25 protein-coding genes and 1 pseudogene are annotated in these 21213 nt (G+C 63.6%); 10 read left to right on the top strand and 16 right to left on the bottom strand.

The features are described 5' to 3' along the window. Nucleotides 1-202 precede the first annotated feature (202 nt). The 14 genes and pseudogenes from GXP34_04775 to GXP34_04710 form a co-directional block, all read right to left on the bottom strand. Nucleotides 203-676: a hypothetical protein gene (locus tag GXP34_04775; GenBank protein ID NOY55283.1), complete on the bottom strand. Its 474-nt coding sequence runs from the start codon at nt 674-676 to the stop codon at nt 203-205. Beyond that, nucleotides 677-1294, bottom strand: a complete 618-nt coding sequence (locus tag GXP34_04770; GenBank protein NOY55282.1) for a GIY-YIG nuclease family protein — start codon at nt 1292-1294, stop codon at nt 677-679. It lies immediately after the preceding gene. A gap of 136 nt (nt 1295-1430) precedes the next feature. Beyond that, entirely contained in the window at nt 1431-1673 is a 243-nt protein-coding gene (locus GXP34_04765) for a hypothetical protein (protein NOY55281.1), read from the bottom strand. Then, complete coding sequence (locus GXP34_04760; GenBank protein NOY55280.1) at nt 1670-2287, bottom strand: TNT domain-containing protein; 618 nt, start codon at nt 2285-2287, stop codon at nt 1670-1672. The genes GXP34_04765 and GXP34_04760 overlap by 4 nt, the downstream gene beginning before the upstream one ends. Next, nucleotides 2265-2543, bottom strand: coding sequence for a DNA-binding protein (locus tag GXP34_04755; protein NOY55279.1), 279 nt, complete (start codon nt 2541-2543; stop codon nt 2265-2267). Before GXP34_04755 ends, GXP34_04760 begins: the two co-directional genes overlap by 23 nt. A gap of 71 nt (nt 2544-2614) precedes the next feature. Beyond that, nucleotides 2615-2719: pseudogene (locus GXP34_04750) on the bottom strand (citrate synthase). A 422-nt stretch (nt 2720-3141) separates the two neighbouring features. Then, entirely contained in the window at nt 3142-3465 is a 324-nt protein-coding gene (locus GXP34_04745) for a hypothetical protein (GenBank protein NOY55278.1), read from the bottom strand. A 673-nt stretch (nt 3466-4138) separates the two neighbouring features. Further along, nucleotides 4139-4468: a hypothetical protein gene (locus tag GXP34_04740; protein NOY55277.1), complete on the bottom strand. Its 330-nt coding sequence runs from the start codon at nt 4466-4468 to the stop codon at nt 4139-4141. Beyond that, the gene (locus tag GXP34_04735; protein NOY55276.1) at nt 4465-5067 is read right to left on the bottom strand and encodes a hypothetical protein; all 603 of its coding nucleotides are present in this window, start codon (nt 5065-5067) and stop codon (nt 4465-4467) included. Before GXP34_04735 ends, GXP34_04740 begins: the two co-directional genes overlap by 4 nt. A gap of 4 nt (nt 5068-5071) precedes the next feature. Beyond that, on the bottom strand, nt 5072-5254 hold the full coding sequence (locus tag GXP34_04730; GenBank protein NOY55275.1) for a hypothetical protein: 183 nt from the start codon (nt 5252-5254) through the stop codon (nt 5072-5074). Nucleotides 5255-5304: 50 nt separating this feature from the next. Next, nucleotides 5305-7254: an RHS repeat-associated core domain-containing protein gene (locus GXP34_04725; GenBank protein NOY55274.1), complete on the bottom strand. Its 1950-nt coding sequence runs from the start codon at nt 7252-7254 to the stop codon at nt 5305-5307. Between the two features lie 490 nt (nt 7255-7744). Next, nucleotides 7745-7987, bottom strand: coding sequence for a transposase (locus GXP34_04720; protein ID NOY55273.1), 243 nt, complete (start codon nt 7985-7987; stop codon nt 7745-7747). A 221-nt stretch (nt 7988-8208) separates the two neighbouring features. Next, entirely contained in the window at nt 8209-9144 is a 936-nt protein-coding gene (locus GXP34_04715) for a M48 family metalloprotease (GenBank protein NOY55272.1), read from the bottom strand. Next, nucleotides 9137-9490, bottom strand: a complete 354-nt coding sequence (locus GXP34_04710; protein ID NOY55271.1) for a BlaI/MecI/CopY family transcriptional regulator — start codon at nt 9488-9490, stop codon at nt 9137-9139. The genes GXP34_04715 and GXP34_04710 overlap by 8 nt, the downstream gene beginning before the upstream one ends. Nucleotides 9491-9948: 458 nt before the next feature. Here GXP34_04710 and GXP34_04705 point away from each other — a divergent pair, with 458 nt between their 5' ends. Next, nucleotides 9949-10416, top strand: a complete 468-nt coding sequence (locus GXP34_04705) for a heavy metal-responsive transcriptional regulator (GenBank protein NOY55270.1) — start codon at nt 9949-9951, stop codon at nt 10414-10416. Between the two features lie 471 nt (nt 10417-10887). Next, entirely contained in the window at nt 10888-11391 is a 504-nt protein-coding gene (locus GXP34_04700; protein NOY55269.1) for a Rieske 2Fe-2S domain-containing protein, read from the top strand. A gap of 258 nt (nt 11392-11649) precedes the next feature. Here GXP34_04700 and GXP34_04695 read toward each other — a convergent pair whose 3' ends face one another. Then, entirely contained in the window at nt 11650-13149 is a 1500-nt protein-coding gene (locus GXP34_04695; GenBank protein ID NOY55268.1) for an ABC transporter permease, read from the bottom strand. Continuing rightward, nucleotides 13146-13838 (bottom strand): ABC transporter ATP-binding protein, encoded by a 693-nt coding sequence (locus GXP34_04690; GenBank protein NOY55267.1) that lies wholly within the window; start codon nt 13836-13838, stop codon nt 13146-13148. The genes GXP34_04695 and GXP34_04690 overlap by 4 nt, the downstream gene beginning before the upstream one ends. Nucleotides 13839-14239: 401 nt before the next feature. Between GXP34_04690 and GXP34_04685 the strand changes: the two genes are divergently transcribed. From GXP34_04685 to GXP34_04650, 8 genes are read left to right on the top strand one after another with little or no spacing between them, the layout of a single operon-like run. Continuing rightward, nucleotides 14240-14386: a YHS domain-containing protein gene (locus tag GXP34_04685; protein ID NOY55266.1), complete on the top strand. Its 147-nt coding sequence runs from the start codon at nt 14240-14242 to the stop codon at nt 14384-14386. Between the two features lies 1 nt (nt 14387). Beyond that, nucleotides 14388-14741, top strand: a complete 354-nt coding sequence (locus tag GXP34_04680) for an NADH-quinone oxidoreductase subunit A (protein NOY55265.1) — start codon at nt 14388-14390, stop codon at nt 14739-14741. Next, the gene (locus GXP34_04675) at nt 14732-16024 is read left to right on the top strand and encodes a hypothetical protein (GenBank protein ID NOY55264.1); all 1293 of its coding nucleotides are present in this window, start codon (nt 14732-14734) and stop codon (nt 16022-16024) included. The genes GXP34_04680 and GXP34_04675 overlap by 10 nt, the downstream gene beginning before the upstream one ends. Beyond that, on the top strand, nt 16021-16941 hold the full coding sequence (locus tag GXP34_04670) for an NADH-quinone oxidoreductase subunit H (GenBank protein NOY55263.1): 921 nt from the start codon (nt 16021-16023) through the stop codon (nt 16939-16941). The genes GXP34_04675 and GXP34_04670 overlap by 4 nt, the downstream gene beginning before the upstream one ends. Continuing rightward, nucleotides 16938-17501: an NADH-quinone oxidoreductase subunit J gene (locus GXP34_04665; GenBank protein NOY55262.1), complete on the top strand. Its 564-nt coding sequence runs from the start codon at nt 16938-16940 to the stop codon at nt 17499-17501. Before GXP34_04670 ends, GXP34_04665 begins: the two co-directional genes overlap by 4 nt. Further along, nucleotides 17498-17803, top strand: a complete 306-nt coding sequence (gene nuoK, locus GXP34_04660; GenBank protein NOY55261.1) for an NADH-quinone oxidoreductase subunit NuoK — start codon at nt 17498-17500, stop codon at nt 17801-17803. The genes GXP34_04665 and nuoK overlap by 4 nt, the downstream gene beginning before the upstream one ends. Further along, nucleotides 17803-19719, top strand: a complete 1917-nt coding sequence (locus tag GXP34_04655; GenBank protein ID NOY55260.1) for an NADH-quinone oxidoreductase subunit L — start codon at nt 17803-17805, stop codon at nt 19717-19719. The genes nuoK and GXP34_04655 overlap by 1 nt, the downstream gene beginning before the upstream one ends. Nucleotides 19720-19723: 4 nt before the next feature. Continuing rightward, the gene (locus tag GXP34_04650) at nt 19724-21199 is read left to right on the top strand and encodes an NADH-quinone oxidoreductase subunit M (GenBank protein ID NOY55259.1); all 1476 of its coding nucleotides are present in this window, start codon (nt 19724-19726) and stop codon (nt 21197-21199) included. The last annotated feature ends 14 nt before the right edge of the window (nt 21200-21213 follow it).

Below are 21213 nucleotides of genomic sequence, written 5' to 3'. Positions count from 1 at the left end.
GCAGGAACTGTCGTAGGCGCAGCGTCTGGAATCGAGCCGTTGTAGTAGTACCCAAGTGCAGCCTGGTTGGACCCGTGGGCCGCGGGAGAAACTGCGAGCAGGGAAACGAAACTCAGCAGCATCACCGTCACCGTCCACCAAGCCGCGCAGCTCTGACCTCGACGTGGCACTGGAGAGACAGCTCCGACAATCGGGGTCATGGCTAGGTGTCCACGGATAGCAGATGGGTCAGAACTCGCTCGACAGCACCCGAGCCGCTGAGGGCGTCTCGAGGCAGACGGTCGCACTCATCGTCGTCGATCAGTTCCTCGCGGGCTGGCCCGCGAAGATCCTCGGCCGAGTAAGTGACCCTGAATGCCCTACCCGTAGGCTCGCGTCTCCCAAAGGCAGGAATCGGCCAATCACAAGGTCGCCACTCAGGATGCTCGCCGAGAACCACCCAATCGCCCCGGATCAACCCCAGATCGCCGAAACGCATCACCCTCAGTACATCAGAGCGCCCCCAAGCCCCTGCCGCGTCAACGGTCGGAATCGCATCAAACCGCAGATTGAAGAAGTAGCCGATCACCCCACCCAGACCGTCATGAGCCACGATGAGACCGACTGCATATCCAAGCCCCTCGCGGAGCGGCACGGCAACAAGATCACCATTGGTATAGGGCAGCTTCTTCGTCATCTAGCCGCCTCCGTATGTCGACAAGAACTCAGCCGCCGCGTCCAAGTAGGTAGTCACACTCGGATTCGTCGGGTTGATTGGCCGGATCAGATTCAGAGGAGGCGAGTACGCCTCGTGGATGAGCTGTTCAAGCCCTCGCTGCTGTGCATAGATGTCAGTTCGAGCAATGATCTCGAACTCGTAGTCGGCCAGCGCCGGATCACGTAGGTGCTCACCTGCACGCCGAATCAGATCGCTCGTTCGTCCCGTTCGCACGACCTGCCCCGTGACGGGATCACGTAGCGCGTAGACGCCACCCTGAGCCAATTCGTCGCCAGCACCAGACAGTCCACGAACACCTCTTGCGCCGTTTGTGGCAGATGCGTAGCCGGAGGAGTCGTGGATGAACCCGGAGTACCGATCGGCGTCCACGGTCGCCGAAAGCACGGGGCTACCGCCGATGGGTCCATCGACTGACGCGACGGTGCCCAGGCCGTCGTAGATCGAGGAAGGCCCGTCGTAGCCGTACGCCCACTGAGGATTCGCCACCGGCCCAGCCAGTACAGAGAACACGAGAACAGCCACGAACAGCGGCCACGACTGCCACCTCGACCGACCCGACCGCACGGCCGCCATCATGGGGTCTGGTCCTCGACCGAGGTATCGGTACGGCCAAAGAAGGGCGTAGGGTCATCCTTCATCACGAAGATCGGAGCAGGCACGGCTCCGACCCACCGGAGCGTGGCCATGCGCTCGCTGTCGGCACCAGAGAACGTCATCGCCGCTCACGCGTGGTTGGGTCCTCCACGAGTCGAAGCAGCAGGTCCGAACATGCCTCGTCCTCTGTATCGAAGTGGCGCTCATCAACGCGTGAGCCGCGTTCGGAGTAGTAGACGGACCATCCGCCCTCCTCGAGCGCAAGCACGTACGTCTCGGGTGGCAGTCCTCCCTCAAGACTGTAGGCCGTCTCTCGAATACCCTCGGCCTCAGCGCACCGTCGAAGATCGCGGCGGTTCATAGATCCAGCCTCTTCAGGAATCCGCTCTCAAGGAGTTCCGACACCGAGGCCGGAAGTCTGTACTGGATCCCTCCGCCACCTCCTTGCCACCAGGCGGCGATGCCGGCATCGACGTCGAGCGGCTGTGTGACTGTGTAGAGGCTCTCACCCAGTGCTTCTTGCGCTGGCGGGAGCGCTCTGGCAGAGAACGGTGTTCCCGCCGGTGAGGCGTACGTCCCGCCCTCCCCGCCGTAGCGCGAAATGATCGTTCCGGGGCGAAGCCTGTTCCGAACAGGTGCTCCCCAGAACCCTCCCGGACTCGTCGCGGCGGGTGGATACGGTTCGTACTTGACGATGCTTGTCCCAACGCCAGCTGTCTCGTTTGTGGCATGTCGATAGTGGAGGGAGTCGTAGACGTGTCCGGCATTACTGCCCGGGAAGGGAACCGACTGAACAGGCAGGTCAGTGGCCGAAACCATCACAGTCCCATCAACAGGACCCGTGAGGTCGTAGTCGAGTCCGGCCATCGTAGGTGGGGCTACGACCAAGAAAAGGACGACGAGAAGCGCGATCCCGATCAAGCGGTTGAGAACACCTGCAGGTCGCGGATTCCTAGTCGCCAGGATCGATAGCATCCTCCACCTCATCCAGCCACGAGTGAAAGTCGGGGTCGTAGTACAGGTACTCGTCAGTGCTGGCGCGCAGGTCGACGCCGCCTAGCCGTGTCAGCGCACGCCACACAACAGGGTCGTCGATCCCTGGATCTACCGCCCCGACCCACCGCTGAGCCCATCTCGAAACCTCCTCGCGCGACAGACTGCCAGCGAGGAGCCCCCGCAGCATGTCCCGGATATCTGCCTGCGACGGCGGTGACGGTACCAAGTTGCGCATCACCCGCGCCCCGCATAGTTGCCGAACTCATCGAACATGAACATGTAGTGGTACGACGAGTACGGCTGATATGGATGGACTTGGCGTATCTGGCCGGCGTGGTCAAGCGTCTCGTACCACGTTCGGTAGTTGCCGGTCGCAGGATTCCACTCCCGTACCAGACGCGCACCAGCCATCTCGCCTGGCTTCGATGCTATCGTCACCTCGCTGTAGTAGCGGATACGGCCATCGGCCAACTCGCGTACCCCACCCGCACCGTACTGCTCCAACAGCCTCAAGTGCTCTCGCAGCCGAGCACCTTGCGCAGCATTGGCCGCATCATCAACCACCCCTGCTGTGTTTGTGGCATCGGAATGGCCGGAAGGGTCGTAGGTGAATCCGAGACCGCCTGAGGAGGACGGAACTGGCCGCTCTGCAACGTCGACGCCGCGAGTCGTCATAGCCATAGGTGCAGTCGCTGTGTCGTCGTGCGTATGAGTAACCGTCCAAACGTCCAGCCGCGCCTCAGCGGAGGCCGATCCGGAAAGGGCCGTGAGCCCCAGCACCGCAGCAGCCATAACGACGAGCCCGGCAGAGTGTGCAAAGGCCCGGGAGGGGATCACCCGGACCATGACCGGAACAACTCCAACGCTTCATCCCGCAAGCTGGCTAGTTCGCGAGCAGCTCCCAGGAGTGAGTTGCACATGTCAACATCGTCAACCGCGTAGCGATCGGCAAGGTCGAACAGATCATCTTGGCCCGCTCGATGGGTGATCCGGATCCCGGGCACCACCCGCCATTCGCCCCCGTCCCAGCTCAGCTCCAGGCCGAAGCTCAGCGCTCTGCCATTGGTAAACTCCACATCAGCGTACCAGTCGATCCCGACCCCGTCGCCGATGCCATACTCGATCACTTCGTCTTCGCGTCGCCTAAGCGTGGTCATGGAACACGGCTGCATCACTCGAGTCGCTCCCTCGATCTGTCGAAGCCACGAGGCCAAGTCGCCGAAGATCTCTGCGACCCGGACAAGACATCGGATTGCCTCGACAACACTGTCTGACGAATCGCTCACTTCGGGAACCGACCCTTCTCAACGATCAGCGACCGAAGAAGGTCGACATCATCCACGAACACTGAGACATGCCCCTGCGGGACGTTGTCCACAACAACCGATCCCGGAGGAAGCCCAGAGGTATCGATCCCGATGTACTCGCGTCCCGGCCGGAACACCGGCTGCCGGCCAGACGGGTAGGGGTTTGACAACGAGCTCCGGAATGACAGTGCCTCCTCGCCCTCACGCAACGTCAGATTCGAGGGGCTCCTACCTCCTCCTCGGTAGATGACCTCAGGGATCTCTGCCCCGTTTGTGGCATGGGAGAAACGGGGAGAGTCGTACACGTATCCCACCTCACCGGAGGGTGAGGTGGCAGGCTGAACCGCAAGGTCAGCCGTTGAAACCGTCGTAGATGCATCACAACGTGTGAGGGCATCGTAACCACACGCATCCAGAGCCGGTGACTGAGAGACGATCGGGTTCGCGCCGGCAGCCGTAGCCCACGGGTCGAAAAGGAGGATGCCTGCGGCGACCACGCCTAACAAGAACACTCTGAGCCATGTCAGCAGCCGTTGAATGACAGTGCCTCCCCGTCAACTGTGATCTCGCCGCATCGGATCATCAGCCCAGCCTCCTCAGTCCACATCGTCAACTCCAGCACCATGGAGCCATCGGGCATTGGCCTAGCTGAGGCAGCCGTGATCTCAACATAATCCCACACCGACATGCTCTCATCGAACAGGCGCATCTCGCGGACTTCGGAACAGACGATCTCGCAGACGTCCTCCACAGCGCCAGTGACCGTGGATATGACCAGGCGCACCCTGTGAACGGCAGCATCGACGCGTAGCTGTGTCAGGCGGCCTCCCCAGATCCGGTTGAGCACAGTCATCCGCCACCACCGGCAAGTTGGTTGACGAGCCGAAGAATGTCGTCGAGAGAGCTCTCACCGATCGGTATGTGCGTCAGAGCCCTGTCCACCGAAGCCTCGCCCATGACGGTTAGGGCCTCCTTGCCTGCAACACTGACTCGGTAGTAGTTCGTTCTTCCGCCACCCTCCTCCATGATGCGGATGACAATCTGGCGGTTCCCTTGAGGGATCGTGATCACCTGGCCGGTGCCGCTCGTTGCGGGCTTGGCAACTCCCCCAACAGCCTCCGCGACATCATCCGCAAGTCGGCCTGGTGTGAGTAGCGCGTTTGTGGCAACGGAGTTAGCAGAGACGTCGTAGAGGTGTCCCTGGACCTCGCTGGGGCCGCGAACGACTTGATCCGCGAGGCTGGCGACGCCATTCGTCGTAGGTGCGGAAGTTGGCGCCCAGTCGTCGTAGGCACAGGTGGGCGCCGGCGAAACATCGGTGGCCCGTCCAGCAGCGGAACTCGGAACAGGAGCGCCAAGCCAGATGGCAATGAACACGAAGATAGCCAGGACTCGGAAGAGACCTGCATACTCAGGCAGCCGGACCGAACCTCCACCGGCGTACCGATGCATGTCCTCAGACCGCCTGCAAACGCGACACGAAGGATCCACGCGAGGTAGTGCAGGACGCCGCCGGATCCAATTCGTCCTCAACGGTGACAACGCCGCGGTCAGCATCTATCAGGACGTTGAACACATTGAAGGTGAAGTACTCAGTCCCGGAGCTACGGCCCATTGCTTCCAGCAGCAGATCACGCACATATGACGTGCACTCCTCGTCGAAGAACCGATCCAGCAGACAGACACCCATTACGGCACACCCACAGGAAAGGCAGTCTGAATGATCCCGTCTCGGATGTAGACCTGCACACCGGTAGCGGTGTTGCCTGCAGCATCGACCCCCAGTGCCCGACCAGCGTCCCACAGGACGCTGGTCCCATTCCCACTCACCGTGCCGTACTTCAGCGCGTCGTCGACAAGACCCTGAATCTGGCGAGCGCTAGTCCCTTCGGCGAAACGGCTCACATTCGAAAACCCGGTGTCCCAGGCATGCCGATAGTTGATGTGCTCGATCGTCGTCATCGTGCCGCCATGCCGATACGTGTTCACACCCCAAGTAGCATCCACCTGTCTGCCGGGCAAGGCCAGCAGGTCGTCTGCTGTGTTTGTGGCGAGGGTTTGTTCTTCGATTGTGGTGGTGTCGGCTCCGAGGAGGTGTCGTATCCAGCCTGTGGCCTGCGCCGTTGCGACAGTGCTCCTCGCAAGGATGCGGATCAGGGCGTTATCGACCGCAGCCGAGACGGCCCCGGCCGCGTCCGGTACGAGCGCAGCCAACGCAGGAGCCACCTCAACAGCAACCGCACCGGCAACCATCACCCCGGCGGCGGCGGCTACCCGTGACACAGCGGTACGGCGAAGCGCACCAATATACGCCACCCGGGCCCATCCGAACCCGCCGTGGACACCAACCACCAGCAACCCGCAACCCCCCGACCCTCTACAGTCCCGAGTCTCGATCTGCGGGTCGCGCTCGCCCACAGGCCACCCCTGACGTCCGGTCGGGTCGGTGTGGTTGATCGGGTCGTCGAGTACGTAGCTGTAACGGTTCAACGATTGGGGGGCGGCTACGTCCGGGATCAGGACGTCTGGCTGGATGAACCGGCCGATCGTCGGGTCCAGGTAGCGGGCATGCAGGTACAACAGGCCGGTAGCGTCGGCGTGTTGACCGGTGAAGCTACGGTCGGTCGGCATCGTATCGGACGCACGGACCTGCCCGTAGGGGAGGAAGAAACGTCGCGACACTCGCCCATCCGACCGACGATACGCGGCTACCACCGACCCGAGATGATCCCCGAACGTGTAGGAGACATCTGCATCGACACCGACGGCCACCGCACCGGAACCGAAACCGTAGGTGGTCGACACCGACGCGTCCGAGACCGCCGATACGGTCGTGTCATCGAACGCGACCCACCCGCCGTTGAGGTAGTTGAACAACTCGACCCGTACCGACACGACACCATCAGGGATTGTGACCTGGTCGCCAACCCGTTCCCACCGGTCGCTCAACGATCCCGGGTCGCCTCTGGCCACATCGACGTGGCCGGTCACTTCACCGCCAGCATCGAGGAACGACGCACGAACGATCCACGCCCCGAACGACTCGGCCGCGTCGATCTCGCCACGCACCCATCCGCCAACCTCATAGGATGCCCCAGCGATGACCGGTACCGGCTCGGCCGATTCCCACCCGTAGGCCAGATTCGAGATCGCCCACCCGTAGGACCCCGAACGCCCAGTCGGCGACAACTGCGTCGCAGCGTCGCGAAACCCCACCGAGACTGCAGCCCCGAAAGGTGAAACACTCCCGACCGCACCACGATCAAAGACCTCGACACGAGCCGTAGACCCGCTCGGGACCAACCCCGCCGGAGCCACAAGACGCACAGGCGACCCCGACACGCGCACCTCGCCGCCACCATCAGGGACAGCAATCTCGAACACCCCGGTCCGCCAGCCAGGCTTCAAGCTTTCAGGATTCGGTCGGAAAGCATCCACAGGAGCCGAACCGGCATCACCCTGAACCTCGACCGGAAGATCGCCGGGCATCGACACGGCCGACACACCAACAACCCCACCACCATCGACACGACCACCAACCCGCGACACAACCGGGCTCTCAACGGCAGCCCCTCCCGGTACCGGCAGCAGCTGCACCGCCACCAGCAGACTCAACACCAGCGCAACACGAACCCTCACGACCACCCGTGGGCTAGCGGAACTAACAACACTATCAGCAGATTGAACCGCTCCGCGCCCACACCGACTGGTTTGTTCGAACCAACCGCAGCGACACGGCACCCTGCGGCAACACCAATCCCAGGCGGAACGGTGACGTCACCTCTCCCCGGTGCCCCCAGTAATGAGCTCAGGCAGCCTCTGTCCTCGATCGCCACCGCCGAGCACCGACCCGCCGGGAGAGGACCGGCATCGCGGACACCCGCTTCGAGTTCGACCGTCCCGAGCGGCAACACCCTCGCCGTCAGGATCTTTGGCGGTGGATGACGAGCGCATCTGTCCGAAATGGCCTCCGGTGAGTCGTTATCTTTCCGTTCGATAGGACCCGTCACGACCGATACGCCGGGTCGGTCTTGCGACCCCGATGTCCCAAGGTTTGGTGACCGGACTCGATGACACACCTCGTCGCCCGCCCGATTCGAGTGGCATATCGCATGGAAACGATCCACGATCAGGGTGGCGACGCCGAGGCAATCGACCAGGTTTTGCGGTATCCGGCTGCCGGGTCCAAAGTGGCGATGCGGACACGACCACACTGGCAGTCTCCCCGTCCGGTGAGCCCGGCGTCCAGTGCGTCACGGGAACGGCCTTCGATCACATCCAACAGGCGGTGACGATCCACCAGGTCGACGATCTGGGTCGTAGACGTTGTGCAATAGGTAGACGGGGCGTTGAGGAAGCGTTTCTCATCCACACCGACACCCCCTCCAGACGGGCCGGGTCGTCGATTCGAAGGCCGGCGAAGACAGCCACCGCCGGGAGCGTGCCGGCCCAACCCGAAACCGGCAGCTTCGGCTCTAGTCGAGTCGTCATCGACGTTTGGCGAATCGGCTTGCCGTCCACGGGTCGGTTGCGTCAACACGGTCCGGCTTCCGGTCTCCTCGCGGATGCGTCTGGCCGCTGCGGCACCGAACCTCAAAGAGGACAGTACGGCGTCATGCCGACCAATCCACGGGCATGTGTCAACCATGTCGCTACGGATCCGCCTGCCCCCAGCCACAGCAGCGCTATCAGCGAATAGGCGGCCAGGCGAGCCAGGGGGGCCTTCCGAGGCTCACCGTGCTCGAGGGCCTCGAGACGTTCACCAATCGTCTCGGCGGCAGAGAACGAAGCCGCGTGTGGAAAGAGCGAGGCAAAGACCAACGAGCGCAAAGCATCTGCGACGGGTCTGCTGGTGCCCAGATCTCGAACTGCGACCGCATCGGCCCACTCCTCCACCGACAGCCTGAGGCTGCCCACGCTCCCCCGGACCGTCGGAAGCCATCCCACGGCGCACTGCACGACGGCGGCGAGCAGAAGATACCTCGAGTGTCGAAGATCGAGGTGTGCCCCCTCGTGCCGCAGCACCGCATCCAGCTCTGCCGGTGCCAGAGTATCGAGCAGACCTTCCGAGAGAATCACCTGCCCGGGCCGGCCGGGAACACTGATCGCGACCATCTCCGCCGAAGGCAGCACGACCAGCTCATGCTCGCCATATGGCCGATGTGTCCCGACCCACGGATCGGCACGCAGACGACGATACCGCGTTCGACATCTCAGGCTCGTCACGATTGCCGATACCGGCAGGAGCAGAGCCATGGCGAACACGACCCATCCCACAATCGGCCCCCCACCCAACACGTGTCCGACAAGTCGTTCACACGCAGAGGCGAGACCTGTCAGGCGAAATGAGCGCAGGACGGTCGGCAAGGCCGTCAACACGAGATCGAGCTCGAGGAACACCAGTCCACCGGCGAGCGATACGGCCATCAGCCGTGTGCGCTCGGCTGCGGCGATACGATGCCCGAAACGGCTCAGCAGAAACGGTGTGCCGAGCAGCACGAGGGAAGCGACCAACAGGATCTCACTCATCGGCGCTCAGGATCCGCATCAGCTCCTCCCGGTCCGACGCCGAAAGCTGCTCCACGAACCGGCCCAACGCGACCGCCCGTTCGTTCACTCCTCTGAGGATCCCTTCCATACGCTGAGCCGCATGCTGGGCCTGTCCCACGGTCGGCGCGTACGCGTACGCTCGACCCACGCGATAGCGCCGCAGAAGGCCCTTCTTCCACAGTCGCATCAGAACAGTCATCGCCGTCGTGTATGCCACCGGATGGGTCTCATCGAGCCGAGCCTTCACTTGACGCGGCGTCAGAGGACCTTCCTCCCGCCAAAGCATCAGCATCACGGCATTCTCGAGAATGGGTTCTCTGGCCATGCCGCCATTCCTTCCCTTTTCGCCGATATGCATCCGGTCTCCCGCGAGAACCCGAGGAGGCCGGACCTTCGACACTGCACTACTACGTTGCGTAGCGTACCTCGCGAGGCTCTCCCGGCCTACTCTGCCCGGCCGGTTTCGAGGGCGGCCACTCCGACGAGATCCAGCCAAGCTGCCCCATGTGCAAGGAGATGATTCGGTGGCGGCGTGGTCGGGATTCGCAGGACCCCGACCACGCCAAGCAGTTTCACATCCTGCTCAGGATCCGGCGGTACAGCCGTCTGAACAGTGAGCGATGCGTGGAACGATGAAGCGCTTCATCCCTTCACCTCCTTCCTGTTGCTTCCGCCAACGTACACCTTCCAGTCAACTAGAATGTCAAGAAGACGCCGGCCAATTCGGCCACCCCAAACCGCTTCTTCCATCCCACTGGAGGGTCACGACGATATGATGGTGCCATGACCATCGGAGAACTCGCCCGGCATGCCGGAGTCTCGACCAAGGCAGTTCGGTACTACGAAGACATAGGTCTCCTGCCGGCTCCTCACCGGGCTCCCAACGGATACCGTATGTACGACACAGGCTCCGTCGACCGACTGTTGTTCATCAAGGATGCCCAGGCCACCGGCCTGACGCTCACGGAGATCGCTTCGATTCTCGATCTTCGTGACAGAGGTGAAACGACCTGTCACCACGTGCTCGAACTGCTCGAGCGCCACATGCACGACCTGGATGCGCACATCAAAGCCTTGAAGAAGACCCGACGACAACTCGCCATTCTGGCGGAGCAGGCTCGTAGCCTCGATCCGTCGACCTGCACCGACCCCAATCGCTGTCAGACCATCATTCATCACGAGTCGGTCAGAGGTGCTGCGGCCGCCCGGCATGTCCACAAGCGGCCGACCCCTCACTCCCACGGGAAGTAACCAACGTCGAGGGTCACTCGAACGACCGGCATGGCCCAGGTCGGCGGACGTCGATCGAGGCCCGGCGACGGTGTTTGGACACGACCGGAAACAAGCTCCGGTCGCTTGACGAGACCGCCTCCCCGCCTGTCGCCTACGCCGATCGCTCGACGTAGGCGACCGATCAGAACCCTCTACCCCTTGACATTCCCCTCGGGTAGAGGGTGTACAAAAGACGGTAAGGACCGCTCACCGATATGGTGACGAGCAAGTCCGACGGATAAGAAACCGGAAGAACAGGCGAGGAGATGGTGCACGAGCCGGTCGCCGAGACCGGCTCCCCATTGGGCAGATCGAACGACCAACCGGCAACCGCACGGTCTCCAGTCATGGCGGAGGAAGCCGCGCAGGCAAAAGAACGCCATTACGATTTGTCGACCACCGGCCCGGAACCGCCGGTTCTCCTCGGCGGAGAGACCAGGACGAAATATCATGAGCAAGATCAACCGGAGAGAGCTGCTGACGAGGGCCTGGAAGTGGGGATTCGGGCTGGTGAGTGTTGCGGGCATCTGGACGACCTGGGACATCTTCAAGCCGTCGAAAACCGGCGGGTTCGGCGAGATAGTGAATGCGGGGCCGGCCAACGGCGTGCCGACGGACAACGTCACCGAAGTGAACGCCATGCGCGGATACCTCACCACCGACAAAGGTGAGACCGTGGCACTCTGGTGGAAGTGCCCGCACCTTGGATGCAGGGTGCCGTGGTGTGATTCTTCGGGTGAGTTCGAATGCCCGTGTCATGGCTCGAAGTTCAACCGGGTCGGAGAGTGGCGAGAAGGCCCCGCCCCACGAGGCCTGGATCGCTTCGCGGTCGAGATCGTCGACGGGGCCGTCGTGGTGGACACCGCGTCCGTGATCACGGGGCCTCCTCATGGCCCAGAGACGATCGATGAACCACTGCGAGGCCCGAAATGCGAGGGGACGGAGAATGCTTGAGGAATCGTGAAGTCCGAAAGCGAGCGGACTCATGACAGTCGGCGGGTCTGAGGGTATCGGCCGTAGCAAGCGCGACAACCACACCTTCTCTCGACACTTGTCCCTCCACGTTCACCCATCCACCTCGGCGTTCTTCCCGGTGCGGTCGTGTGGCAGTGTGCTCGCGAAGCTTCCCTCTTGTCCGACGGCCCGGAATGCGTAACCGTCGGATATGGCCCTGCGTTCCTCGCGGATCGCTCATCCAGCCTTTGGAGCCGGTCAGGTGCTCTGGACCCCGGCCGTGCGGCGCAACACCAGGGCAGCCACCAATCCGAGGGCTACCACCCAGCCGAGAGCGAGCAGCAGATTGCCGATCTGGTCGAAGCTCGGCGTAAATGCCGCGTTGACGAGCACGCGCATCGCGCCCCGTGCCGGCAGGAACGCACCCCAGGCAGGAGGAACGGCGGAGAACATGACGTTCTGTGCGAGGCCAACATCGATGAAGGGCAGGAGGAACATCAGATAGAGACCTCCAAGTCGCCCAAACAGTGAACCGATCAACACCCCCACCAGCCCGTACGTCACCGCTACCAGCACGTTACCGACGGTAAACCCCATCCAGGAGCCTGGTGTGAAGTCGATCGCCGTGATCGCCAGGGACACCCCGGTCGCGATCAGACCGGCGAGACCGATGACTCCGAGCCGCGCCACCAAGATCTCGCGGGTTCGGAACCCGGCGATCACCAGCCGGCGATCAGCCTCCGAAGACGCCTGTATCACGAACAGCCCGGCCAACCCTGCCAAGAATGCGATGGTGATCGGGACCATGATCGCGCCGTGGAGGTCCGTCATGGAGATCAACCGGGCCGTGGTCACGCCTCCCTCGGACAACTCCACAGGAGCAGGCTGATCGGGAGTGATGACGAAACTGAGAGAGATGAAGAAGACCGGCAGCACCGCCAGCAGCACCCACATGGCGATGTTGCGTCGGTACTCGCGCATCCCGTAGCGCAGACCCTCCCAGGCCCGACGGACCGACGCCCAACGTGCGCCACGGTACCAGTGTAAAGGATGTGTCTTCGTCGCGGATGCAAGCAACACGGCCGCCAGCAACAGAGCGCCGACAGTCCACAGCAACGCCCAGCCCACATCGCCGATCGACCCCGCATGCCCGGATGGGGCGTCGAGCATGAGCAACGTCACGAAATGCGTGGGGAACAGACGGGTGACCCACACGTCGCCGCCGGCCATGGCCGGACCGAGGAACACGTCGAGCATCCAAACGAAGATCACGACCAACGACCCGTTGACCTCGTTGCGAATCACCGAGCCGACCGCCACACCGATGGCAAGGTAGATGACGGCGAACATGACCGAACCCGCGATCGCTCGCACCGGATCCGCCAGACCGGTACGCGCCGCTAGCGCCACGAGCGCCGATGCGGCAGCCAGGAGCGCCAGAATCACACCAGAGATGAGACGAGCGGTCACGATACGGCGAGGACCGAACCCCGCCGAAGCCAGCCGCCGGTCGGCATTTCGAGAGCCGAGCACATGAAAGAAACCGGCGACGCCGGCAAGGAACCCGGCCGCCCATCCGGCACTCGGAGCTGCCAACAGGCCAGGATCGCCAACCCCACCAATCACCTTGGCGAAATCGCCGAGCGCACCCGAGACCAGCACGACGAACACGAGAGGAACAAGAAGCAGCAGGACGAGATTCAACGGTCTGCGCGCATACTCGAGCAGATACCGGCGGGTAAGCAGTGTCGCCTTCATCGCTCGACCGCACGACCGTCCCGCAGCTCCACGATACGGTCGAATCGCCCCTCGTCGGCGACGAAATGACTGATAATGAGCACGGAACGGCCGGCATCACGCCGCTCCGCCGTCAACTCCCAGAAACGCAGGTACGTATCCCAGTCGAACCCCGCATAGGGCTCGTCAAGCAACAGTATCTGCGGATCCGCCAGGAGCGCGACGCCGAGATTCAGCTTGGCGCGGGTGCCACCGGACAACTCCTCCACGAGAACGTCCCGGTACGCTTCGAATCCGAACCGTTCGTAGATCTCGTCACGATTTCGATCGCTGACTCCGGGATCGAGATCGTAGGCGTGTCCGAACAACTCGAAATGCTCGTCACAGGTGAGTCGCTCATACAAGACAGGCTCTTGCGGGCAGTACCCAAAGGTTCCCGTTCGGACGAGTTCACCGCCATCACGATCGAGCGCGCCTACGAGAATCTTCATGAAGGTGGACTTGCCGGAGCCGTTCTCTCCCACGAGACCCACGATCTCTCCCGCATGGAGTTCCAGATCGGCGCCCCGAAGGACCCTGAGCGGCCTCCTCCGCCATCCCCTGACATAGCTCTTCATCACCGAGCGCGCCTCGAGTACGACCGGGGCGCCCACCAGCCGATCGACCGGTCCGCCTGACGTCACCAGCGTCACATTCGGGTCGTCACTCATTCGGTCCTCCTCTCGATATTCGCAAGTTACACCTTCCAGGCAACTGGAATGTCAAGTGCCTAATACAGGTCAGGTGCGAACTTCACCCCCGCACGCGGAACCCATGGAGCCAACCAAGGTCAAAGAGCACAGGCACGCTCCACACATCGATGCGGGCCGAGTCCGAAATCACGATTCCCCACGGTCCGCTTGACATTCCAGGCGGATGGAAGGTGTAGAAAGATGACGACTTGAACACCGACTCAACGCGGCCACTCCGACAAGGAGATGGGTGGGTCGGCACAAGGAGGTGAGTTCGAGCGAGGAATCAAGGAGAGCCACGAGGCTCCTCACCGGATAGAGTGAAACGAATGGATGGCCGTCGCTGGGTCGGCGGCCGCGCAATACAAGAGGAGTGCGAGATGAAAATGAAAGACCCGGTCTGCGGCATGACCATTGAGATGGACGATGCCGTCGGCACGAGCGCGTACGAAGGGACGACCTACTACTTCTGTTCGAACGACTGCAAAGAAGAGTTCGACGAGAACCCGAAGGACTACGTCGCCTGACATGGCATCTCTCGGAGCTGCGCTCGTAGTGTTCCTGGCAGCCGGGCTTGCAGTCGTCGGCACCCGATGGGTGGGTGATCGGCTCAACCCCGTACTGACAACCGCGCCCGAGCGCGTTCCGTCCGCCGGAGGTGTGGAACCGGATTTCCACGCATGGAACCGGTTCCACACCCGCTACTACGCGATGGCGTTGCTCTTCCTGGCTTTCGACATGGAGATGGTCTTCATGTACCCGTGGGCAGTCGTGTTCGTGCGGGAGGGACTCCTCTCACTGGTCGAGATGCTGATGTTCATCCTCATCCTGGTCGTAGGAATCGTGTACGCCTGGCGTGAGCGAGGGTTCGAATGGGCCTGAAAGGCCTCCTGGCAGGCATCGCCGGCCGAGCTCGCGTCCCGGTATTCGCCGTGGGGGGAGCCGGTGCACGCGACGACCTGGCGAATCTGCGTCTGCGCACCGAAATCAGCATGCTGGACACACCCAGGCCTGCAAACATCCTGTTGGTGGCGGGATCGTTCACGGATGCCGGCATCGCCGCCCTCCGTCGCGTTCACGACCAGATGTCGCCACCTCGCCTGACCGTTCACTGGGGGCCAACCACGCTCGAAGGTCTTCCCGCGGAACATGTCGTGTCCGGGAACGTCGATGGACTCGTGGATGCCATCGTGGATCTCCACCGCGCTCTCCTCCACGGCACACTTCCCTCGGAAGCACCCCTGCTGCCGGACATCGATCCGGCCGAATGGCGAAATGTCGGGCCATACGGTCAGGGGGGCAAGGGCATGACCGGAGGTGTCCCCTACGGACGTCCGATGGCCGAACGCGGACCCGACCGGGACGGCATCCAGCTCGATCGCCTTCCGGTGACGCTGGGGCCCTGGCTTCCTGCCCTCCCCGCCGGATTGACACTTCGAGTGACATTCCAGGGCGACATCATCCAGGAAGCCTCTGTCGGGCCGGCGGCCGTGACCGCCGCCATCGCCTCCCCTTTCAAAGAAGCTCTGCGCCGTCCGGTCCCTCTCGCCGACCTGGAACTGGCCCGAGCCCGACACCATCTGATCTGGCTGGCCGAAGCGCTGCGTCTGGTGGGACTCGGAGCCCTGGGACTTCGGGCGCTCCGGCTCGCCGCACGGTTGACACCCCAGGACAACGACGCCGTCGACGCGTTGGCTCGCGCCATCCGAAAAAGCGGCGCCTTCGCCTGGAGCCTCGGTTCGGCCGGTCGCCTCGATCCCTCGTTGACAGAGGGTCTCGGCCCCGTTGCCAGAGCGAGTGGCCTTCCTGATGACGCCAGATTGGAGGATCCCACCTATCGCAGCCTCGGGTTCACACCCATCACGTTCGCCGACGGCGACCCTCGCGCTCGCTGGAGACAGCGGCTCGCTGAGATCACCCAGTCTCTCGATCTCGCCATGCAAGCTCCAGATCGAACCGCATTCGGCGACGGCGTCGTCGAAGGACCCCACGGACGGCTGGAGCAAGGAGCACCGACCCCTTCGAGCCGGCTACTCGAACTCCTGCCTGCCCTCCTGACCGGCCTCGAGTGGGGGGACGCGGTGACCTGCCTGGCGAGCATCGACATGGACCCTGCCGAGGCAGCCGCGGCTCCCCCGAGTGCCGGCGAAGGGGAAGCTGCGTGAACCCGGCCACTGCAATCCTCTTCACGGGCGGGGTCCTCGGCGCCGGTGTGTACATCGTGTCGGTGCTCGACCGACTCTTGGCCGGCACGGCGGCCGGGAACCGCGAGGGTACCGCTGCGCTCCTTCTCGACCCCTTCCGCAGCGTTGCTCTCCTCATGTCGCAACGCAGGACCGTCACCGAACGGCCCGACCGGGAGGCTTGGGCGTTGGCACCGGCTTTGCTCGCCGGCCTCGCGGCGGTGGCCTTCACCGCGATCCCACTCACCCCGGGGCTCGCCATCGCCGACGTGCCCGTCGGCATCGTTCTCTTCGGTGCAGCCCTGGTCCAGGTGATGGTGGCGGTCTTCCTGCACGGTTGGTCGTCGAACTCGATCTTTCCGCTGATCGGCGGATACCGGTTCGCAGCGTTGGCCCTCTCCGTGGGGATCCCGTTCTCCCTGGTGCTCATCACAACGGCCATACCCGCCGAATCCCTGTCCGTAGGAGTCATCATCAGCTCCCAGGCGGAATTGTGGAACGTGCTCCGCCAGCCGCTCGGCCTGCCCATCTACCTCTTGACGGCGCTCGGATTCGCGTTTTGGGGACCCTTTCAGCATCCCGATGCCGCCGACCTCGCAGGTGGCTCACAGACCGAGACGTCGGGAACGGCACTGCTCGCGTGGCGGACGGCGAGAGCCGCACTCCTCGTCTCGGCCGCCGCCATGGGATCGGCCGCATTCCTGGGTGGCCCTCTCGGCCCTTGGCTCCCCGGCTGGGCATGGTCGATCCTCAAGACGGTCGCCTTGCTGGCCGTCATGATCTGGTTCGGTCATCGGACCGCTCGTCCGAGAATGGAGAATGTCGTGAAGTTCGGCTGGCTGGTGCTCCTCCCTCTTGCCCTCGTAGACGTCTTCGTCTCGGGAGCGTTGACACTGTGAGCGGCGGATGGCCGACCGACGTGCTCTTCTGGGCCTTCTCGGCGATGGCCGTGATCTCGGCGATCCTCGTGTTCGTGACCGACTCGATGGTGCGGGCGGCGTACTGGTTGATGGCGTCGTTCGTAGCGGTCGGAGCCATTCTCGTCACGCTCAACGCGCAGTTTCTCGGCCTCATCCTCATCCTGATGATGGCCGGGGAAATGACCATCATGGCGATCTTCATGGTGATGTTCATGATGAACCCGGCCGGTCTGAACCCGATGCTCATGGTGCACCAACATCGCACGGCAATCCTCTCTGGCGTCGGTTCGTTCCTGGCCCTGGCAACCGTCGGATTGTTCGCCGAGTTTCCGGATCGTCCGGCAGCCATCGTCGGGCCGGCCATCGTCCCCCTTGGCCAGGAACTCCTCGGGACGTCGATGCTCGTGTTCGAATCTGCCGGCGTGGCACTCCTCGCCGTCATGATCGGAGCGATCGCGCTCGTCTCTCACCGTGGACGGTACGGGGACGCCGAACAGGGCTCCGAAGAACCTCCACTCGAAGTGGAGACGAGCCAGTGAGCCTTGAAGCACTCCTTGTCGTGGCTGCCGCCATCTTCGGCGTCGGTATCTACGGTGCTCTCAGCCAGCAGTCCTTCGTCATGATCATGATGGGACTCGAGTTGATGCTGAACGCCACCATCCTGGCCGTCGCCGCTTTCTGGTGGGGTTCCACCGGCGGCAACCCGGAAGGCCAACTCCTCGTGATCGTGGTCATGACGGCCATGGCCATCGAGGCGGCGATCGGTTTCGCGCTGGTGGCGAACGTGTACCGGGCACGAAAGGCCGACATCACCGAGAAGCTGAAGAGGCTCCGAAACTGATGGCCTGGCTGCCAGTTTTCGTGCCGGTAGCGGGTACCGCCATGGTGCTCCTATTCCGGCGTCGGCGCAGACTTCTGGGTCCCATCGCCGTCGCCGCGCTCGCAGGGACGCTCGCCGTCGCCGTCGTCGCCGCGTTCGCGGGTTCGACGGCATCCTGGGACTGGGGTGCAGGTATCGCCCTCCAACTCTCCGTCGAGGGTGCCGCCCGTCCCATGGTGGTGCTCGTACCGTTGGTGGCGCTACCGATCGTGGGTTTCACCGCTGCAAGCCTCCGCCGTGATCCGGCGCTCGCCCGCCTTCTTGGGCTCATGGTCGCCTTTGTCGGGGCCATGGAGCTGCTGGTGGTCGCCGCCGATTTCCTCACGTTGCTCATCGGCTGGGAACTGGTCGGTGCGGCATCCTGGTCACTCATCGGTCACGAGTGGCGCGACCCGAACCGGCCCCGTTCGGCGAAGGAGGCGTTCATCACGACGCGCTTCGGAGACCTGGGGCTGTACCTCGCCGCCGGCGCCGCCTTTGCAGCGACAGGCAGCTTCCGGTACAGCGACCTCGCCGCTTCATCCGACCCCCGCTGGCTGGCCATCGCCGCCGGCGGGGTGCTCGTGGCGGCCGCAGCGAAATCCGCCCAGGTTCCCTTCTCTCCCTGGTTGTTCTCGGCGATGGCAGGCCCCTCCCCCGTATCGGCGCTACTCCATTCGGCGACGATGGTGGCCGCGGGCGCCTATGCACTCATCCGGCTCGAGCCGATCTTCTCGCAGGTTCCGTGGTTCCCACCGACCGTCATCGGACTTGGCCTCGTCACCGCGCTGGCGGGCGGTGTGGTGGCACTCGTCCAGACCGACTTCAAGAGAGCGCTGGCAGGCTCCACGTCCGCCCAGTACGGATTGATGCTGATAGCGATCGGTGCCGGTTTCACCGCAGCCGGCATGGGTCAGCTCACCGCCCACGCCTTCTTCAAAGCACTCCTGTTCCTCGGTGCGGGCGTGGCACTCCACACGGGAGGCACACTGGATCTTGGCTCGCTCCGTCTCGGCTCGGCCCTGCCGAAAGTGGCGCTCCTGTTCGGTGTCGGTGCGGCTGCGTTGGCTGCCATCCCTCCTCTGGGCGGCGCCTTCACCAAGGAAGCCGTCCTAGCCGCAGCCTTCGACGCCGGCGTCTGGGTCGGGGCGGGAACGGTCGTTGCCGGACTCTTGTCCGTCCTGTACGCAAGCCGCCTTCACCTGCTCGGCTATGGGCCAGGCCCCACACAGACCAGTGGCGAACGTCCGGGGGTCGGCGAGCTTCTCGCGATCGGCGCACTCGCCACGATCACGTTGCTCCTCGGTGCACTCTGGCTCCCTGGAGGAGAGAAGCTTCTCGAGACGGTCGCATCGGGCCGGATCGCAGGGGGGGAGCCGTGGGAACTGTGGGTATCTCTGGGAGTCATCGCTCTCGGGTTGGCGATCATCGCCGCGCTCTGGAAACGCCACCGCCTCGTCGATCTCGGGATTCCCGACCGTCTCCGTGCCGCAGTGGCCGACTGGTGGGGCTTGCCGACGGCAGGACGCGTCGTGATCGTCGACCCTGTGCTGCGCCTGTCCGAAGGCCTCAGGATCACGGACCGCTCCGTCGTGGACGCACTCGTGCTGGGCACTGCTCGCACAGCCACTCGTGTGTCGGCTTCTCTGCGCAGGAGCGCGGAACGGGTCATCGATGGAGGCGTGCACGTGATAGCCGGCGGCGTGCTGCGCACGGCGGACACATCACGATCCGTGGATGACGAGGCCGTCGACGGGACCGTCGAAGGAATCGCCCTCGGAATCGGCATCGCCGGCGAGCAGAGCCGAAAGCTCCAAACCGGCATGTCCTACCACTACTACACGATCCTCGTGATCGGCGCCGCCCTCATCATCTTCGTGACCGTTCTCTGGAGGTAGCCCAATGCTCAGTATCGCCATCTTCCTTCCCGTGATCGCAGCAGCAGCGCTGCTCGGTTTTCCGAAGGACCGACCCCAGCTTGCCCGCTGGACGGCTGTGGCAGTGAGCCTCGTGCCACTGGGCATCATCATCGCGGCATGGACCATGTTCAAGGGGGGCCCCGGCTTCGAACTCGTCGAATCGGCCCCATGGATCACCTCGATCGGAGTCACCTATCAGGTCGGCGTCGACGGGCTGTCCCTCCCGCTGCTGGCAATGACGGCTCTGCTGTTCACCCTCTCGATGGTCTTCCCCGCCGACCTACGCGGCAAGGCACGCCAGTACTACGCGGCCTTCCTCTTCCTCGAGACGGCTTCACTGGGCCTCTTCTTCGCCCTGGACCTCATCCTGTTCTTCGTCTTCTTCGACCTCTCGCTGGTAGGCATGTACTTCCTCATCGCCATCTGGGGACACGGCGACGCCCAGCGTTCGGCGCTCAAGTTCTTCCTCTACACACTCGTCGGATCCCTGGCATTGCTGCTCGGCATTCTTGGCATCTACCTGAACACGTCGCCCCGCACGTTCGACATGATCGAGATCATCCGCACCCAGCCGCTCCCGGCTGCGGGGCTCGCCTCGACGCTCATCTTCTGGGCCATCGCCATCGGCTTCGCCATCAAGGCACCACTGGTGCCGTTCCACACCTGGCTTCCGCCCGCCCATGTCGACGCCCCGGCGCCGGCTTCCACGATCCTCGCCGGTGTGCTGCTGAAGATGGGGACGTACGGGTTCATCCGTGTGCTCCTCCAGATGATGCCGGGCACCTTCGACAGGTTTGCGCTCCCTCTCGGAATCATCGCGGTCGTCAGCATCGTGTATGGGGCGTTGGTTGCGATGGCGCAGACCAACCTGAAACGCCTCATCGCCTACACGTCTGTCAATCACATGGGCTACGTGATCCTCGGCGTGTCGGTCGGCGCGGCATTCGTCGGTTCGGACGCCGCCCGCTCTCTTGCGTTGACCGGCGCCACCGTGGAGATGGTCGCCCACGGTCTCATCACCGGCAGCATGTTCCTCCTGTCCGGCTCGATACTGGCCCGCGGCCACACGTATGAGATGGGGGAGTTCGGAGGGCTTGCGTCCCGGGCGCCGGCATTGACCGGAGCGATGATGCTCGCAGCTTTCGCGAGCCTCGGGCTGCCGGGCCTCGCCGGATTCGTCGCCGAGTTCCAGATCTTCGCCGGCACCCTCGGTGTGTTCCCCTGGCTGGCGGCTATCGGACTGCTGGGGATCGTCGTGACTGCTGCGCTGTTCCTGAGAATGTTGCAGCAGGTGTTCCTCGGTCCTCTGCCGGAACGCTGGACGGGCTGGACGGACCTCGGATGGTCGGAGATGGTCGCGCTCACGCCGGCGCTCGTGCTCGTCGTCGTCATCGGAGTCGCTCCTGCGTGGCTGGTCAACGTGGTCAACGCATTCAGCCGAGCCGTCGTGGGCGGTTGACATGGCCGGAGTCG

The organism is Actinomycetota bacterium (genome assembly GCA_013152275.1).
Taxonomy (GTDB): domain Bacteria; phylum Actinomycetota; class Acidimicrobiia; order Spongiisociales; family UBA4744; genus BMS3Bbin01.
The sequence above is the reverse complement of the archived record's forward strand: the minus strand, read 5'-3'. Positions and strand labels throughout refer to the sequence as shown.